The sequence below is a fragment of the Alphaproteobacteria bacterium genome (genome assembly GCA_040905865.1).
Classification (GTDB): Bacteria; Pseudomonadota; Alphaproteobacteria; order UBA8366.
This window is the reverse complement of sequence record JBBDQU010000008.1, coordinates 1-16,557: the sequence shown is the minus strand read 5'-3', so window position 1 is coordinate 16,557 and position 16,557 is coordinate 1. Positions and strand designations below refer to the sequence as shown.

Annotated in this window: 15 protein-coding genes; 9 read left to right on the top strand and 6 right to left on the bottom strand. The window is 59.3% G+C overall.

Annotated features, from left to right (window positions below; translation table 11 throughout):
- The first annotated feature begins 64 nt into the window (after nucleotides 1-64).
- The 3 genes from WD767_02375 to WD767_02365 all read left to right on the top strand — a co-directional run bounded on the left by WD767_02375 (nucleotide 65) and on the right by WD767_02365 (nucleotide 3,009).
- Nucleotides 65-943, top strand: coding sequence for a GFA family protein (locus WD767_02375; GenBank protein ID MEX2614918.1), 879 nt, complete (start codon nucleotides 65-67; stop codon nucleotides 941-943).
- A gap of 39 nt (nucleotides 944-982) precedes the next feature.
- Nucleotides 983-1,147, top strand: coding sequence for a hypothetical protein (locus WD767_02370; GenBank protein MEX2614917.1), 165 nt, complete (start codon nucleotides 983-985; stop codon nucleotides 1,145-1,147).
- An 83-nt stretch (nucleotides 1,148-1,230) separates the two neighbouring features.
- Complete coding sequence (locus WD767_02365; protein ID MEX2614916.1) at nucleotides 1,231-3,009, top strand: adenylate/guanylate cyclase domain-containing protein; 1,779 nt, start codon at nucleotides 1,231-1,233, stop codon at nucleotides 3,007-3,009.
- Nucleotides 3,010-3,058: 49 nt separating this feature from the next.
- Here WD767_02365 and WD767_02360 read toward each other — a convergent pair whose 3' ends face one another.
- Nucleotides 3,059-6,250 carry an efflux RND transporter permease subunit gene (locus WD767_02360; GenBank protein ID MEX2614915.1) on the bottom strand — a complete coding sequence of 1,064 codons (3,192 nt, stop codon included), beginning with the start codon at nucleotides 6,248-6,250 and terminating at the stop codon, nucleotides 3,059-3,061.
- Between the two features lie 13 nt (nucleotides 6,251-6,263).
- Nucleotides 6,264-7,439: an efflux RND transporter periplasmic adaptor subunit gene (locus WD767_02355; GenBank protein MEX2614914.1), complete on the bottom strand. Its 1,176-nt coding sequence runs from the start codon at nucleotides 7,437-7,439 to the stop codon at nucleotides 6,264-6,266.
- A 227-nt stretch (nucleotides 7,440-7,666) separates the two neighbouring features.
- On the opposite strand from WD767_02355, the gene WD767_02350 reads away from it, so the two are divergent.
- Nucleotides 7,667-8,596 carry a histone deacetylase family protein gene (locus WD767_02350; GenBank protein ID MEX2614913.1) on the top strand — a complete coding sequence of 310 codons (930 nt, stop codon included), beginning with the start codon at nucleotides 7,667-7,669 and terminating at the stop codon, nucleotides 8,594-8,596.
- 183 nt (nucleotides 8,597-8,779) lie between these two features.
- Here the strand turns inward: WD767_02350 and WD767_02345 are convergent, their stop codons facing one another.
- On the bottom strand, nucleotides 8,780-9,148 hold the full coding sequence (locus WD767_02345) for a response regulator (GenBank protein MEX2614912.1): 369 nt from the start codon (nucleotides 9,146-9,148) through the stop codon (nucleotides 8,780-8,782).
- 296 nt (nucleotides 9,149-9,444) lie between these two features.
- Between WD767_02345 and WD767_02340 the strand changes: the two genes are divergently transcribed.
- From WD767_02340 to WD767_02325, 4 genes are all read left to right on the top strand, one after another.
- Entirely contained in the window at nucleotides 9,445-9,696 is a 252-nt protein-coding gene (locus tag WD767_02340; GenBank protein MEX2614911.1) for an exodeoxyribonuclease VII small subunit, read from the top strand.
- A complete protein-coding gene (locus WD767_02335; protein MEX2614910.1) occupies nucleotides 9,689-10,597 on the top strand; it encodes a polyprenyl synthetase family protein in 909 nt (302 codons plus the stop codon). Before WD767_02340 ends, WD767_02335 begins: the two co-directional genes overlap by 8 nt.
- A 19-nt stretch (nucleotides 10,598-10,616) precedes the next feature.
- A complete protein-coding gene (gene dxs, locus WD767_02330; GenBank protein MEX2614909.1) occupies nucleotides 10,617-12,533 on the top strand; it encodes a 1-deoxy-D-xylulose-5-phosphate synthase in 1,917 nt (638 codons plus the stop codon).
- A gap of 193 nt (nucleotides 12,534-12,726) precedes the next feature.
- A complete protein-coding gene (locus WD767_02325) occupies nucleotides 12,727-13,608 on the top strand; it encodes a hypothetical protein (GenBank protein ID MEX2614908.1) in 882 nt (293 codons plus the stop codon).
- On the opposite strand, the gene WD767_02320 is transcribed toward WD767_02325, so the two are convergent.
- The 3 genes from WD767_02320 to WD767_02310 form a co-directional block, all read right to left on the bottom strand.
- Entirely contained in the window at nucleotides 13,563-14,096 is a 534-nt protein-coding gene (locus tag WD767_02320) for a hypothetical protein (protein MEX2614907.1), read from the bottom strand. The two genes, WD767_02325 and WD767_02320, sit on opposite strands and share 46 nt — an antisense overlap.
- Nucleotides 14,096-14,665, bottom strand: a complete 570-nt coding sequence (locus tag WD767_02315) for a hypothetical protein (GenBank protein MEX2614906.1) — start codon at nucleotides 14,663-14,665, stop codon at nucleotides 14,096-14,098. The genes WD767_02320 and WD767_02315 overlap by 1 nt, the downstream gene beginning before the upstream one ends.
- Nucleotides 14,666-14,773: 108 nt before the next feature.
- On the bottom strand, nucleotides 14,774-15,322 hold the full coding sequence (locus tag WD767_02310) for a hypothetical protein (protein MEX2614905.1): 549 nt from the start codon (nucleotides 15,320-15,322) through the stop codon (nucleotides 14,774-14,776).
- Between the two features lie 451 nt (nucleotides 15,323-15,773).
- On the opposite strand from WD767_02310, the gene WD767_02305 reads away from it, so the two are divergent.
- Nucleotides 15,774-16,544 carry a TlyA family RNA methyltransferase gene (locus WD767_02305; protein ID MEX2614904.1) on the top strand — a complete coding sequence of 257 codons (771 nt, stop codon included), beginning with the start codon at nucleotides 15,774-15,776 and terminating at the stop codon, nucleotides 16,542-16,544.
- Nucleotides 16,545-16,557: the final 13 nt, after the last annotated feature.

Below are 16,557 nucleotides of genomic sequence, written 5' to 3'. Positions count from 1 at the left end.
TGACAGCGCGCGCACCATACCTGCGAATACAAAACAACATACAGAACTGGTTTCGGAGCAGGAAATGACAAGGGGAAGCTGCCTCTGCGGTACGGTGCGCTGGGAGGCGGAGGCGCCTTTCACCCGCATGCGCCATTGCCATTGTTCGATGTGCCGCAAGGCGCATGGGGCGCCATTCGCGACCTATATCTCGGTAGCGCGGGAACGGTACAGGCTGGTTGCCGGCGCGACGGATATCACCGGCTATCAGTCTTCGGCTCAATATCACCGCGCGTTCTGTTCGATCTGCGGATCGGTCGCGCCATCGATGGAAAATGACGGCAATGTCGATATGCCGGCCGGATGCCTGGACGACGATCCGGGCATCCGGCCCACGATGCATATCTTCACGGGATCGAAAGCTGCATGGGACACGATTGCGGACAGCCTGCCGCGCGCAGAAGCCTATGAGGCGGGAAATACGACGCTGCCGGTTCCGCAACAGCATGCGCACAGGCCGGATTCTTTCGACGCCCTGCGGGGCAGTTGCCTTTGCAGCGCCGTCGCCTATGAGATCACCGCACCCTTCCGGGTTTCGTACCACTGCCATTGCCACCGCTGCCAGAAAGCTCGCGCCGCCGCGCATACCACCAACGGGTCCGTCGCCCGGGACGCTTTCCACTATGTGCGGGGCGAAGAACTGGTCGTGCATTACCGCGTGCCGGATGCAATCACCTTTACGCACAGTTTCTGCCGGATCTGCGGTTCGGGCATGGTCAGGCCCGGCGGCGACCGTCCCTTCGTCACTGTCCCCCTGGCCTCCCTGGATGACGATCCGGTGATCCGGCCATTCAACCGGATCTATATGAATTACGTTGCCCCCTGGTTCACGATAGAAGACGATTTACCGCAATTCGGCGAAGGACCGGATAAACGGCCTATTGCCTATTTTCAGGACGCGTAGGTAGCACCCGGCGCGGCAGACGCAGAGAGGAGACTCCGCATGGATGACCACCCCAACCCTGGATCCGATGCGGTCATTTGCGTGAAGCAATGCCCGGATCGCGCGCTGCTTCGTCATGATGATCCGCCGCAGCCGGCAAAGCCGGGTGTCGGGATCGCGTTCTGGACTGTCCAGGCGGATTTTACGTTCGGCCGCCGACCATAGTCGCGTCCGCAAGCATGCCCCGCAGATATTCCAGAACTTTCGTCTGGCGGTTTACGCAGTCCCCGAAGGCGATCTGGTCCGCCATGGCGGACACTGCGCGTTTCAACGAAGCCGCCGGTCTGCCGAAGCATGTAATTGAGGAAATCGCGCAACCGGACGGGTCGGTCCGGTTCTTTGCCAGGGCGCGCAAGGGCCCTTTCGCACTGGCTTGGGAGGAGATCCCGGTGGAATGGGTCAATGAACAGTGGTTTCGCCACGACCGGGTCTTTTCCGCCGGACCGTTCCGGCTGTTATCGGCAACCCTGCGGCTGGAACCGAACGGCGCGAATGGCGCGACGGGCCATTACACGCTGGAGGTGGAACCCGCCAACCTGTTTGGTGCCCTGCTCCTGAAGACGGCCTTTTTTGGCGCCGTCGAAAAATCGTTTGCCCTGCTGGCCGCCAGCGCCAACGATTGGGCCGCCGGGCAGCGCGAGGCGCCGTTCGACACCCCCGAAACCACGCTGGCGCCCAGCGGCCGCAGCCGCCTCGACAGGGTATTAGCGCGCATCGTTGAATCGCCGAATGATCATGGGTTATCGCAACGACTGGCCGACTGGATACTGTCCGCGCCGGAAGTCGACCTGGCCCGCATCCGCCCGATCGAACTGGCCCGGAAATGGGGCGCGGCGGAGCAGGACACCATCGAAATGTGCCTGCAAGCCGTCAAGGACGGCCTTCTGGAACTGCGCTGGGACCTGCTTTGCCCGCGCTGCCGCGGCGCGAAAGCCACGGTCACGTCGCTCGACCAGTTGCCGCACGGCGCGCATTGTCCTTCGTGCAACATCGATTACGACGCGGATTTTTCGCGCAACGTGGAAATGACCTTTCATCCGGATCCGGCTATCCGGGAAATCCAGAAGGGCGAGTTCTGCCTGTTCGGGCCCATGTCCACACCACATGTCAAAGTGCAGATCTCGCTGAATCCCGGCAAAAAACGCGATATTTCGGCCTGCCTCGCACCCGGCGAATACCGTGTCCGAACGCTGGAAGCCGGTGGGGAGGCGGAATTCACGTATGCGGGCGGCGGGTTTCCCGCCACGATCATCGACACGGACGCCGTTACGTCTGACGGCACGTCGGCCAACGATACGGTCCAGGCGGAAAACAGGACCGCATTCCGGCGCACCCTGATTGTCGAATCCCGTGACTGGGTGGCGGACGCGCTCATCGCCGAACGGGTGACAATCCTGCAAACGTTTCGCGACCTGTTTTCGCACCAGATTCTGCGTCCCGGCGACCAGGTCGGTATTTCGCGGGTCGCGCTACTGTTTACCGACCTGCGCGGATCCACGGCGCTTTATGAACGTGTCGGCGACGCCAGGGCCTATGGTCTGGTGCGGGAGCATTTCGCCTTTCTGGCGCGGGTCGTCCGCGTATGTAACGGCAGCGTCGTCAAGACAATCGGCGATGCCGTCATGGCCGCCTTTCACGACCCCGCCGACGCCGTCCGCGCCGCCATACGGGTCCAGCAGGGCGTTCGGGAGTTCAACAGGGAATCCTCCGGCGAGAATATCGTGATCAAGCTCGGCGTCCATTGCGGCCCCTGCATCGCGGTAACGCTGAGCGAGCGTTTCGATTATTTCGGATCGACAATCAACATGGCCGCGCGCCTGCAGGGTGAAAGCAACGGCGGCGACATCGTTCTCTCGGAAGATGTAGTGAAGGATCCGGCCGTCGCCGAAATGCTGGCCGCCTACCCGCTCGAAGCGGTGGAGAGCCGGTTCAAGGGATTCGATACGCCGGTTTCTTTCCTGCGGCTGCCCGCATCGGCGCTGACGCCGCCCGCGGACGCGGCAACGGTCGATGGCCCGGGAAACTGAACAGCAAACCGGCCGGCTTGCCCCCAGGGGTGAGGCAATTGATCGCCGGTTATTCCGCGGGGTTTACGGCGGCATCCTTCGCGATGGCGCCGCCCGAGCGGTCGCGCTCAAGGATACCGACGAACAGGCCCAGGAGGGGTGGCACAATTACCAGCGTCAGCACGGCGGAAAGGGCCAGCCCGCCAATAACCACGGAACCCAGCCCGCGATAGATTTCAGACCCCTCGCCGGGCATGATCACCAGCGGCAGCATGCCCATGACGCTCGTCAGCGTGGACATGAAAATCGGCCGGATCCGGTTCCGTGTCGCTTCGACTATTGCGATTTCGAGCGCCATACCCTCGTCGCGGATATGGTAGAGGGTCTGGTGGACAAGCAGGATGGCGTTATTCACGACAATGCCGATCAGGATCACGAAGCCAAGGAGGGTCAACATGTCGAGCGGCTGGAAGTACGCCACGTTCAGGGCGACCAGCCCCGCCACGCCACCGGCCGTCGCCAGGGGAACGGACAATAGAATGATCAGCGGATAGGCAAAGCTTTCGAACAGCACCGCCATTACCAGATACACGATGATCAGCGCCATCAGCAGGTCGATCTGCATCTCGCCCCAGGTTTCCGCCAGTTTGTCGGCCGCGCCCGAGAACCGCATATGAACGCCAGGCGGCAGCCCGTCCGTCGCCATCCTGTCGACCACGCCACGCTGAAGAAGCTCCACCGCCTCGCCGAGCGCCAGAGTGTCCGCCGGCTGAATCTCGAGGGTAACCGTCCGCGCGCGCTCCACATGTCGGATAGAGGTCGGACCGGCCGTCACTTCGATATCGGCCAGCGACCGTAGCGGGAGTATGGTGCCGGATCGCGTGACGATCGGCATGTTCCCGATTCCCTGCGTTTCGGCGACCGCGGAATGCGACCCCGTCAGCATGAGGTCGAGCCGCTTCGCGCCAACCGTGATTTCGACGACCCGAAGCCCGTCATTGAATGCATCGACCGTATCGCCGAGATCGCGCGCCGTGACACCGTTATCCGCCAGACGTACGGGATCGGGCCTGATACGTAATTCAGGCGCCCCGAGTTCAAGCCCCGGCTGCGGCCGCATCTGATTTCCCGCGCTTCGCGGCAATACGCCCTCCACCAGGCCTGCTGCCTGCTGCGCGACCCCGATGACCGTCTCCAGGTCCGGCCCGGATATATCCAGGTCGATAGACCGGGTGCCCCGTACGCCACGTCCGAAGATGGATCGCTGGGCCATCACACCGAAGGTGCCTGGCTCCCGGAAAACAGGCTGGCTCAGGACCGGGATCAGTTCGCCGACCCGCATGCCATCGGCCGCGATGGCGCCGACGATGGTCAGGTCGCGGAAGGTGACAAAAAAGAAATGCGACATTTTTGGCGTACCGTCCGACGCATCTTCCGGTCCGGTTTCCTTGACCCAGTTCGGCCGCACCGCATCTTCAAGATCCCGCGCGATATCGGTGGTCGTCTTCAGATTATATCCCGGCGGCGGCAGGATGAATCCGATGATCAGGTTCTGATTGCCCTTGGGCAGATATTCCAGTTTCGGCAGAAACTGCCAGGTGGAATAGATCATTACCAGGGTAACGACGGACACGACGCCGATGGCCAGCATCCTGCTGCGCACGACCGCCGAGGCAAGCGCGGTTGCCGCTTTCACGAAACCCCGCGCACAAGTATCGACGATCGGAAGCCGGATCCCCTCGCCCGGCGATTTCACACTGTGTCCCAGCAGGCGTTGGGAAAGAGCCGGAATGACCGTTATCGAAACGACCAGTGACAACAGCACCGCAACGGAAATCGCAACGCCGATATCCCGGAAAAGCTGCCCCACCTCAAGCTGCATGATCAGGATGGGGATGAACGCCATTACGGTCGTCAGCGCGGAAACCAGAATTGCGCCCCAGACCTGCTGTGCGCCCCGATAGGCCGCTTCGGCAGGGGCCATACCGCGTTCACGCAACCGGTAGATATTCTCAAGCACCACGATGGCCGCATCGACAACCATGCCGACGGCGAAGGCAATACCCGCCAGCGAGATGACATTCAGCGACCGCCCGAGCACAGCCATGGCGACAAAGGAGGCGATGACCGAAACCGGGATTGCCAGCCCGATTACCAGCGTCGCCCGGCCGGACCGCAGGAAAAGCAGCAGAATGCAGACGGCAAAGGCGCCGCCGACATAGATGTTCTGGATCACCAGATCGATTGCCGATTCGATATAAATCGTTTCGTCGTAAATCTGCTCAATTTCCAGGCCCTGATCCGACAAGGCGCTCCGCTTCAGTTCCTCGACCGCCGCGCGAACGCCCTTCATTGTGTCGATGACATTGGCCCCGGTCTCTCGCTTGACGCTCATCGCAATCGACTCATCGCCCAGCGTCCTGATCCGCGCGACGGGCTTTTTATAGTCGAAGCCGACTGTCGCAATGTCGCCAACGGTGACCCGGCCGACCTGGCTGGCCGCCGTCGTACTGTCGGATCGCAGCATCACGGCGGCGACCTGTTCAGGCGACTTGAATTCGTTATCCGTCCGCACGATGTAGCGGCGCTTGCCTTCCTCGACATCGCCACCCGTGATGGAGGCGTTGGCACCGCGCAGGCGGTCGACAATATCGGTCACCGTCAATCCATAGCGCGCCATCTTCGCGGGATCGACGATGATCTGCATTTCCCGTTCAGCGCCGCCATAGACGTCGACGCGCCCGACGCCGGACACGCGTTCCAGACGTTCCTTGACGATATCCTCCGCAAAATCGCCGAAGGTGTGAATTGGCCGGTCATTGCCCGGCACCCGGGACAGCCGGAACCAGGCAATGGAATTGTCATCCGCGCCGGAAGTCTGCAAACTTGGTTCGTCGGCTTCCTCAGGGTAGCCGTTGACCCGGTCCAGCCGGTTGGCGACGAGCAGCAGCGCCTTGTCCATGTTCTGCGAAACACTGAACTCCAGTTCGATCTGGCTACTGCCGTCCTGGGCATTGCCGACCATCCGCTTCAGGCCTTCCAGCCCCTTCAGGGCCTCTTCCTGGCGATTGAGGATTTCGCGTTCGATTTCCGACGGGGCGGCACCGTACCAGTTGGTCGAAATCGTGATAATCGGACGATGGAGGTCGGGCGCCAACTGGATCGGAATCGTATTCAGCGCGACAAGGCCGAAGAGGACCGCGAGGATTACCGCCGCCATGACGGCGATAGGCCGCTTTATAGATAGCCGGATCAGGTTCATGTCAATGTACCGCTTACGGCTTTGGCGAAGCCACAGCCGTCTCGTCCTTCGGCATGCCCTCGTATGTCACGTCCTGTCCGGGGTGAAGCCGCTCATTCCCGCGAACGACGATTGCGTCGCCGACCCGCAATCCTTCCAGCACCTCGAAGCGATTGCCAACCGCACTGCCGAGTTGCACCTCACGCTGTAATGCCTTGCCGCCCTCGACAACGAACACGATGTTCTGTCCGCCCCGCGGAATGACACCGTCCTTGTGCACGGATACGACATTGCGCGGCTTTCCAAGGGGCACCAGTACCGTCACACTCTGGTTCATCGCCAGCGCGCGTTCCGTCGCGAATGCAGCGTCGAAGGCCTGACTGAAACGAACGGGCCGGGTTCGCGTCTGCGTATGCTCAGTCGGCACCAGCGCCCTGACCGTCGCCTTCTGGATCATGCCGTTGTCGAGCCGGATATCCACGCTGCGGCCGGGGACGAGGCCGCTGATACGTTCCGCCGGAACATTCGCCTCGATCTCCAGCGCTTCCCCATTGACCAGTGTCACGACGGGATCGCCAACATTCAGATAGACCCCCGGCGAGACGTGCTTTTCCGACACAATCGCATTGTAAGGCGCGCGAATTTGCGCGTTGTACAAATCGATCTCCGCCAGCCGCAATTCCGCGGCCGCACTGCTGATTTCCGCCTCGCGCTCGCCGACCTCGCTGAGGAACTTCGCCACCTCGTTACGTTTGTCTTCATGCCGGGCCTGTGAAAAGGCGGCTGAATTCCTCAGGTTCGCCAGCCGGGCCAGTTCCTGTTGCGTCAGGGCAAGCTGCGCCTTCGCCGTCCTCAGCCTTGCCTGTCTGGCCTTGAGTTCCGCAGCCGCCAGTTCCCGGCTCCAGCGGATCCGCTCGGTTACCAGGCTGGCCAGAACGTCGCCTTTCCTGACCCGATCACCGACGGCCACCGCCACGTCCCCGACGGGCCCGCGCATCAGAGCCGCCACAATACCCGATTGCTTGGAAACGAATCGCCCGATCACGGGCGAAGTCTGCGACAGGGGTTCCTCGATGACGAAATCGACATTGACCGATGCCGCCATGCCTTGCGCCGCCGCGGCCGCCGGGATCAGCACCGCCACGGTCGCCATGGCGGCGAAACGCAACACGGCTGCCGTCCCCGTCAACCCCAACCAAAATCTGCTCATACCTGACCTCACCACCGGAACCGCCCTTACGGCCCCGCACCGTATCGCAAATGCATTCATTATTACGTGTAAAAATAGCTATATCTTGACAGTCGGATAGTCCCAGAGTTCGACGCGATATTCCAGCAATAACTTTGACGTTTACGCCAATGCACGGAATATTGCACTCATGCCATATTAACACACCGCACTGCAGCAGAAAACGTATCGATCACAAGGATGTTTGCATGACAACGGCCCTGTATACGCATGAAACCTGTATTCGGCACGATCCCGGCATGGGGCACCCCGAATCGTCGGACCGGTTGAAGGTCGTCCTGGCCGCCCTTGACGAAAAGGTATTTGCGTCACTGGACCGAATCGAGGCGCCGCTGGCAACCATCGAGCAGATCGCGAGGGTCCATCCGATCGATCACGTAACGCGGATACTCGACGAAATACCGAAACAGGGCTATGCGCGGATCGATGCCGACACCGTCGTTTCGCCGGCATCCGGCGAGGCGGCTCTTCGCGCCGCCGGCGCGGTCTGCGCCGCCGTCGATGCCGTGATCGCCGGTACTGTAAAAAATGCTTTTTGCGCGATTCGGCCACCCGGCCATCACGCGGAACCGGCCATTCCGATGGGGTTTTGCGTATTCAACAGTATCGCGGTCGGCGCGGCGCAGGCGCGCAGCCAGCACGGGATGGAGCGTATTGCCGCCATCGATTTCGATGTTCATCACGGCAACGGCACGCAGGCAATCTTTTACGACGAGCCGAACCTGTTTTACGCATCCACCCACCAGTCGCCGCTCTATCCGGGAACGGGATCGCCCCGTGAAACCGGCTGCAGCAACAATATTGTCAACGTGCCGCTGCCGCCCGGCGCGGGTTCGGATATGTTCCGGGAAGCCATGACCCTGCGCGTGCTCCCCGCGTTGCGCCGCTTCGCGCCGGAAATCCTGCTGGTTTCGGCCGGTTTCGATGCCCACGCGGACGATCCCCTGGCCGGACTGCGCTTCACCGACGACGATTACCGCTGGGTGACCGACGAACTGGCGCGCGTCGCGGATGAATGCTGCGAGGGCCGCCTCGTGTCCGCCCTGGAAGGCGGCTATGACCTGGCCGCCCTGTCGCGCTGTGCCGCCATTCACGTAAAGACTCTGATGCAGGCATGAGCAGAGGGCCGGAATCGGGCGCTATTGCTCCCAGGGTCAGATCGTATTTGTTTAGAATCGCCTCTGGCGATCCAACCAATACGTGAATGCGACCTGTCTTATTGAAGATATGACACCTTCACAGGTTTGAATGGAACGTGTTGCGGTTCCTTCAAATCCTGATGTGCTACAAGGGACGGCGCCTTACCCGATAATGCCGGTGCGGTTCAGTTTCTGCTTCACCATGACGCTGTCGAATGGCTTCAACACATATTCGTCCGCGCCGGCGGATATCGCCTCCTGAATGAGGTTTACGTTAATTTCGCCAGTGCAGATTATGACAACAGGCCGGTCCCCGCCGTCCCGCGTACGCAGCGCGTGCAGGAATTCTATGCCGTTCATGACCGGCATGTTGCGGTCGAGCAGTATGGCATCGGGCATAGCCTCGCCGCAGATTGCGAGCGCACTTAAGCCGTCAGCCGCCTCCAGGACGTTCAGGTCAAGGTTTTCGAGCATTTCACGGGCAACAATCCGAACAGGTTCAGAATCGTCGACTACCAGACACGTTTTCATGGCGTCAGCTTTCATTGTTCTGTTTTCCGGCCGCATGACCATATCGTTCGCCAGTCCGACAGTCTTCAGGCAATTGCCGCAACACGAACGGCAGCTATAGATAAACGGCAACTTATATATGAATGATTAATTTCGTTTACACTGGTTCCTCACAACGCCAGTTGACCTGCGGATCAACAGCACGGTCCGTTTCCGCTTTCACCTCCTCGCCGCGGCGGAACATAGCCTTGGACAGTTCTTCGCCCCATGACTAGACTTCGGCGTGGACGAATACTGTCGCAGTTGAAAGGCACGTTATGGCGGGTGGCGAGGATATTCAGGACGGCATTGCCAAAATGGGGTTCGAAGATGCCCTTAAGGAACTCGAACAAATCGTTCGGTCCCTGGAATCAGGCGATGCAAAACTGGACGAAGCGATTTCATCCTACGAACGCGGCGCCGCCCTGAAAAAGCATTGCGAAGCCAAATTGGCCGAAGCAAAGAGCCGTATTGAACGCATTTCATTCAGCAATGAAGGCGCCAGAACAGAGCAAGCAAACATTGAGTAGCGTAGCCCCATCGACATTCGCACTGGAAAAGTCCCTTCGCGAAGCCGCAAGCGATGTGGAAAGTGTGCTGGATCGCATGTTGAGTAACCCTGACGGGCCCGAATCCCGTCTTTTCGAGTCAATGCGTTACGCGACATTTGGCGGCGGCAAGCGATTCCGGCCCTTTCTGGTCATCCAGAGTGCGAAACTGTTCTCCGTACAGAAGGCCGCGGCGCTTCGCGTGGCGGCGGCGATCGAACTGGTTCACTGTTATTCGCTGGTGCATGACGACCTGCCGGCAATGGACGATGACGACCTTCGCCGCGGCAAACCGACGGTTCACAAGCAGTTCGACGAAGCCACTGCGATCCTCGCCGGCGACGCCCTGCTGACACTGGCCTTCGAGGTTCTGGCAGATCACCGCACCCATGAAAATGCCGAAGTCCGCACCGAACTGATTTCGGCGCTGGCCAGGGCCGCCGGGGCGCGTGGCATGGTCGGCGGACAGATGCTGGACCTGGCCGCGGAAAGCGTGGAACTGGATATCGGCGCGATTACCCGCCTGCAACGGTTGAAAACAGGGGCGATTATCGCATTTTCATGTGAGGCGGGTGCTATTCTGGGTCGGGCATCGGTGGATGCGCGGGATGCGTTGCGGGGATATGCCCATGATCTGGGACTGGCCTTTCAGATTTCAGACGATCTGCTTGACGTCGAAGGAACGATAGAGGAAACAGGGAAAACCGTCGGCAAGGATGCCAGCGCTGGTAAAGGCACGTTCGTATCCATACTTGGAATAGAGCGAGCGCGTGCGCAGGCAAAACTGCTGGCGGCGCAAGCGGTGGAGCATCTGGCCATGTTTGAGGAAGCCGCCGACCTATTGAGAAATGCTGCGACTTTCGTCGTGGAGAGGCGCAGCTAGTTAGACAAGGAGAAACGGCGTGAAAATCAGTACGCCATTGCTGGATACGGTAACGTTTCCAAGCGATATTCGCAAACTGGGGGAGACTAAGCTCCGGCAGCTTGCCGACGAGTTGCGTGCCGAAACCATCGATGCCGTGTCGCAGACCGGTGGCCATCTCGGTGCCGGCCTTGGTGTTGTGGAGTTAACGGTCGCCATTCACCACGTTTTCGATACCCCTCATGATCGCCTGATTTTCGATGTCGGTCACCAGTGTTACCCCCACAAGATACTGACCGGCCGGCGCGACCGCATCCGGACCCTGCGCCAGCGCGGCGGCTTGTCCGGTTTCACCAAACGTTCGGAGAGCGAGTACGACCCCTTCGGCGCGGCGCACAGTTCCACGTCGATATCCTCGGGTCTCGGGATGAAAGTCGCCAGCGACCTGATGGGCGTAAAGCGAAACGTGGTCTGCGTGATCGGCGATGGCGCGATGAGTGCGGGCATGGCCTATGAGGCGATGAATAATGCCGGTTCGATGGACGCCCGGTTGATCGTCATTCTGAACGACAACGACATGTCAATCGCGCCCCCGGTCGGGGCCTTGAGCGCGCATCTGTCACGGCTTATCTCGTCCAAACCCTACCGGTCGCTCCGGCATCTGGGCGGTATCATTGCCAACAAATTTCCGAAACCGGTGGGACAGGCAGCAAAGAAGGCCGAAGAGTACGCGCGCGGCATGGTCACGGGCGGCACGTTGTTCGAGGAACTCGGCTTTTATTATGTCGGGCCGATTGACGGCCATAACCTGGACCACCTCCTTCCGATTCTGAAGAACGTGCGCGACGATACCGAATCCGGCCCGATCCTGGTTCACTGCGTCACCCAGAAAGGCAAGGGATACGATCCCGCCGAAAAATCCGACGACAAGTATCATGGCGTCGGCAAGTTCGATGTCATCACGGGCGCGCAGCAGAAGGGCATCTCGAACGCCCCGTCCTACACCAAGGTCTTTGCGCAGAGCCTGATCCGGGAAGCCGAGACGGACGACCGGATCTGCACCATTACGGCGGCGATGCCCTCCGGGACCGGCCTCGACCTGTTTGCGGAACGGTTTCCGGACCGGACCTTCGACGTCGGCATTGCCGAACAGCATGGTGTTACCTTTGCAGCCGGTCTCGCCACCGAAGGCATGAAGCCCTTTGCCGCGATTTATTCTACCTTTCTGCAGCGCGGTTATGATCAGGTCGTGCATGACGTCGCAATCCAGCGGCTGCCCGTGCGATTTGCAATCGACCGGGCCGGCGTTGTCGGCGCCGACGGCATTACCCATTGCGGCGCCTATGACATGACCTATCTCGGCTGTCTGCCGGAATTCGTCATCATGGCGGCGGCGGATGAGGCCGAACTGGTCCACATGGTCGCCACCGCCGTGCGGATCGACGATCGCCCCTCGGCGTTCCGGTACCCCCGCGGCGATGGTGTCGGTGTGGAAATGCCGAGTGTCGGCGTGCCTCTGGAAATCGGCAAGGGCCGGATTCTGCGCGAAGGTAATACGGTTGCGATCCTTTCGCTGGGCACACGCCTGGCCGAGTCGCTCAAGGCGGCGGAAGACCTGGCTGCACGCGGCCTGTCGACCACTGTTGCCGATGCCCGCTTCATGAAGCCGTTGGACGAGGACATGATCCGGCGGCTGGCCTCCGAACATGAGGTCCTGATCACAGTCGAGGAAGGCGCCATTGGCGGGTTTGGCAGTCATGTGCTGCAGTTCCTGGCATTGACCGGAAAACTGGATTCCGGACTGAAGGTGCGCCCCCTCTGTCTGCCGGACCGGTTTATCGATCAGGACAGCCAGTTCAATCAATACGACAATGCCGGATTGAATGCCCGGCACATTGTCGCTACCGCGCTAACCGCACTTGGCCATGACTGGGTGGAAGAACCCGCCCGCGCCTGACCCCTGACGGCGGGAATTACTTCTCCGCCAAATCGCCAGGAACAAGACCGGAAGGCGATAACGGAGCGTTAGATCAGGTCATGATTGGTTGGAATCGCCTTGGCCGATCCACCAACCATGTGAAACTGGTCTGTCTTTTTGAAGATATAGCACCGCCATTAAATTCCCTCTGTATCCCCGGTCCGACCGGAAAATGATCGTCTATGCGCCTGAATCGATCCTGATTTGCGGAATCCCCGCTTCGTTGCCGGGGATTGAATCAAGAAATTGGCGAAAAAGCTTTCGCTGCAACCTCAGAAGGCAGACGATTTTCCTGTTATCCAAAAAACACTCAGGCAGGAGAATCAAAATGACGATGCTCACCGAAAAGGAAATGATCGATATCCAGGCATTCATCGATATGCAGATAGCACGCGCGGAGGCGCTCGATCTGCAGATAAAAATCGACGACGATCTGGAAAAATGGCGAAAGCTGATGAGTACCGCGCCCGGTACCGTCGGCGCATCCAGGACGCTGGATCCGCTGCTAAACGACATCCGGCCAGGCAATTCGTTCTGGCTCCACCTCGTGGACAACCAGGGCGAAACGATCGCCTGCCAGGCGAACCGCTTCGTGGAAACGGAAAACTTCGTCGAGGAGTATATCGCGACGCATCGTTTCTTCGGCAATCGATGCCCGTCGCTCCGCCACTATCCGGTCCACTTCGTCGAATCGGTACCGGTGCTGCGCGGCCGAATAAATTTCGGTGGCGGCGGCTGGGTCCATCCGGACTGGCGGCAAAATGGACTGGCAGGCTTCATGAGCCGTACTTCGCGAATCCTGGCCCTGCGGCACTTCCTGACCGATTATTATATCGGTTTCATCACGGCGACGCCCAACCACCGGCAATATGGACATCACAGGCAGGGGCTACTGAACCGCCGCCACCTGCTGACCGGCATGTATCCCGGACGCAATGGTGAACAGGATATGGATATCTACTGGATGCATCGCGGCGAAATGATGAACCAGATTTACACCGAGATGGCTCAGGAGTTGGATGACGTTGCGCCACTGACAATGCGGACGGCATAAACAAGCCTGACCACCCGTCCGGTCTCATCGGCAACCGGGAGCATCAGCCGCATGTAATTTCGGCTGATGTTCCCGACCGTCTGATCGATATCGTGAAATATCGGCTGCCGCATCCGGATGCTGAGCATGTATTCGCTGGCGCAGGCCCTGTAGTGCATGCGGCTCGGCAGGTCCCGGAGCCGGTGATTCGATGCGTCCTGAAATGCCGTCAATTTTGCATGGTCGCGCGTGACAAAATTGAACGGATCCTCCGCTGTTACGTCGGCCCAGCAAATCTTGCGCAAGACGTCGGCCGGCAAAGCCGATTTGTAATCAAAATCGTCCACGCAAGGCAGGCCGTTCGGCAATGATTTATACCGCCAGTAGTCGAATAACTGGCCAATCGCGTTATTCTGTTCGCGCGGCAGCATCTTGTCGATGGACAGCATCAGCCGCTCCTGCTGATCTCGCCCCTCCGTTTCAACGAGTCGCTTCAACACGCCGTACATCAGATAACGCCACCTGCCAGCCTGTTCACACGCCCCAGTTCACTGAGCATCCGAATAGCATAGAAAATCCTCGAAACGTTCCCGTTCTCATCCGCCAAAGGGACCAGAAGGCGGGTATACTGCCGCCGATACCCGCATAGAATCTGATCTATTTCGTGGTACATGGGTATGCGCTCGTGTTTGCAGTAAAGATACTCAATGGCGCATGCGCTGATATGCAGTTGCGCCACGGGAATATCATTGAGCAGTTTGCCGGATAATTCCACGCCCATTCCGGGAATATGGCTTTCCGGATGCTCCCAGATAATAAACTGTGTCGGATCGTCTTTGGTCGTATCGATCCAGGCGATCCATTTCGCGACGTCGCGGGGCAGTGCCGGCTTGGGGTTGCACATACTGGCCGCCGGCAGTCCGTGCTGTTTCTTAGGCAGGGCTTTCCAGTGCCGGTACAGGTGCCACAACGCCGAACCACAGCCTTCGCGCTCGAAAAAAACATCCATCGAGAATCGGGAGCGGGCCTGTTCGTCGAAACCCGACGTTTCAAACATTGATTCCAGAGGCGCATACAAACCTGCCTCCTTTCGAGATTCATTAAATAATTTTACAATTTTAGGTACATGACGCGTCCAACGCAACGAAGAAGAAACGTTGATGCCCGAAACGCTCGCGGCAAGGCGTCATCCTTCAGGCGACAGCGAAATACGGGAAATTAACCGGAAGCCAAAAAAAATCCGCGTCACTTCGCCTTCGTCATTGGCCAGCGGCAGCAACAATCTTGTGTAATGCCGCCTGACGCCGCCGATCCGCTGATCGATTTCATGGTAAAGGGGGATTTTCCAGCGCTTGCAACGCAAGAATTCCAGAACAAGCGAACTGGAATGCATTTTATTCGGCAGGTCGAGCAGGCGAATATTGCCATACTCCTCGCCGAATCCCGGCGCCTTCATTGTCGGACTATGATGGATAACGAAGTAGCGGGGATCGTCGGGTGCGGTATCGATCCACCCGGTATATTCGCGGGCCGCCGGTTGAAGGATGTTCTCAACCTGGAAATCAGAAATTCTGGGTACCTGCGTACCGCCGCCGTTCAGGGCGCTCCAATAGTAATGCAGAAAATCGAGTAAGGTATCCGCCTCTCTCGTTTCAATAGCTACGAGGTCATACAATACCCTCTTTTGTACATCGCTACCGTCTCTGCCAAGTACTGTTTCTAGTATTTTTTCCATAATCAGCCGAATATATAACAACACGATTAAAATTGAATTATTATTACGTGCCGGTACTTGTGAAACCCATATTCCAGGTTATGAATTAAATATTGGCACCGAACAGCCACGAACTATTCCATTTCTGTTGTTGAAACTCCCTAGTCAAATGATTTGCCCATATTTCGCTATTATTCCAGCAGACATGGGAATACACGCAACGATGCTATCGTAATTTCTATCTGGAAAACCGATTCCCCCGTCGCCACCCAGCCCGTCACCTATTGCGAGGATCGCCGTGATTCATTGCCCCACCCGTTTCGGGCATAACTGTACCGGGAATTGCAAAATTGTATAGTACCCTGTGCGATATTTGTTACCGTAGCGTCGAAACCCGGCCCTGGGGCGGGTTCCATGCAGGCCAGCCACACAGCCGGAAGTCAGTCAGAATATTGAACGATCATTTGAAAAAATGCCGGCTGTAAAGCGGGTTCGGGTCGACGTTCTCCTCCTTGAACGGGAACTGGTTGAAAGCCGGACCCGGGCGCAGGCGTCGATCATGGCCGGGCTCGTCTATTCCGGCGACCGCAGGATCGACAAGGCTGGTGAGACGCTGAATGCCGATGCGCCGCTGACCCTGCGCGGCCCGGAGCACCCCTGGGTTTCAAGAGGCGGATTGAAACTGGTCCGCGCGCTGGACCATTTCGCCATTGACCCCAAGGGCCTGCTTTGCCTGGACGTAGGCGCATCCACCGGCGGATTTACCGATGTCCTGCTTTCGCGGAATGCGGCAGGCGTAATAGCGGTCGATGTCGGTCGTGGCCAACTGGCGTGGAAACTGCGGGAAGACAGGCGGGTCACCGTCATGGAGGGCGTCAACGCCCGCCATCTGACGCAACGGGACGTTCCCGACCCCGTCGATCTCATCGTTTGCGACGCAAGTTTTATCGGTCTGGAAAAGGTCCTGCCCGCCCCGATGTCACTCGCCGCGCCCGACGCGCGCCTGGTTGCCCTGATCAAGCCGCAGTTTCAGCTGGACCGTGCCGCCATCGGCAAGGGCGGTATCGTCCGCGATCCCGAGCGGCGCCGAGAAGCCTGTGATTTCGTGACACAGTGGCTGGACAGCCAGCCCGGATGGTCGGTTCTGGGCGTAACGGAAAGCCCGATCGCCGGCGCGAAGGGAAATATCGAATATCTGGTCGCGGCGGCGCGGAACGACGCCGACGCGCCGCGTCAGAATTAAACCGGATTTCTAA

What these genes read in the sequence shown, in the direction of transcription:
- WD767_02325 (MEX2614908.1), top strand. Translation starts at nt 12,727, where the DNA reads ATGATCGTCTATGCGCCTGAATCGATCCTGATTTGCGGAATCCCCGCT.
- WD767_02340 (MEX2614911.1), top strand. Translation starts at nt 9,445, where the DNA reads ATGGCGGGTGGCGAGGATATTCAGGACGGCATTGCCAAAATGGGGTTC.
- WD767_02355 (MEX2614914.1), bottom strand. Translation starts at nt 7,439, where the DNA reads ATGAGCAGATTTTGGTTGGGGTTGACGGGGACGGCAGCCGTGTTGCGT.
- WD767_02320 (MEX2614907.1), bottom strand. Translation starts at nt 14,096, where the DNA reads ATGTACGGCGTGTTGAAGCGACTCGTTGAAACGGAGGGGCGAGATCAG.
- WD767_02305 (MEX2614904.1), top strand. Translation starts at nt 15,774, where the DNA reads ATGCCGGCTGTAAAGCGGGTTCGGGTCGACGTTCTCCTCCTTGAACGG.
- WD767_02310 (MEX2614905.1), bottom strand. Translation starts at nt 15,322, where the DNA reads ATGGAAAAAATACTAGAAACAGTACTTGGCAGAGACGGTAGCGATGTA.
- WD767_02360 (MEX2614915.1), bottom strand. Translation starts at nt 6,250, where the DNA reads ATGAACCTGATCCGGCTATCTATAAAGCGGCCTATCGCCGTCATGGCG.
- WD767_02365 (MEX2614916.1), top strand. Translation starts at nt 1,231, where the DNA reads ATGGCGGACACTGCGCGTTTCAACGAAGCCGCCGGTCTGCCGAAGCAT.
- WD767_02350 (MEX2614913.1), top strand. Translation starts at nt 7,667, where the DNA reads ATGACAACGGCCCTGTATACGCATGAAACCTGTATTCGGCACGATCCC.
- WD767_02375 (MEX2614918.1), top strand. Translation starts at nt 65, where the DNA reads ATGACAAGGGGAAGCTGCCTCTGCGGTACGGTGCGCTGGGAGGCGGAG.
- WD767_02345 (MEX2614912.1), bottom strand. Translation starts at nt 9,148, where the DNA reads ATGAAAACGTGTCTGGTAGTCGACGATTCTGAACCTGTTCGGATTGTT.
- WD767_02370 (MEX2614917.1), top strand. Translation starts at nt 983, where the DNA reads ATGGATGACCACCCCAACCCTGGATCCGATGCGGTCATTTGCGTGAAG.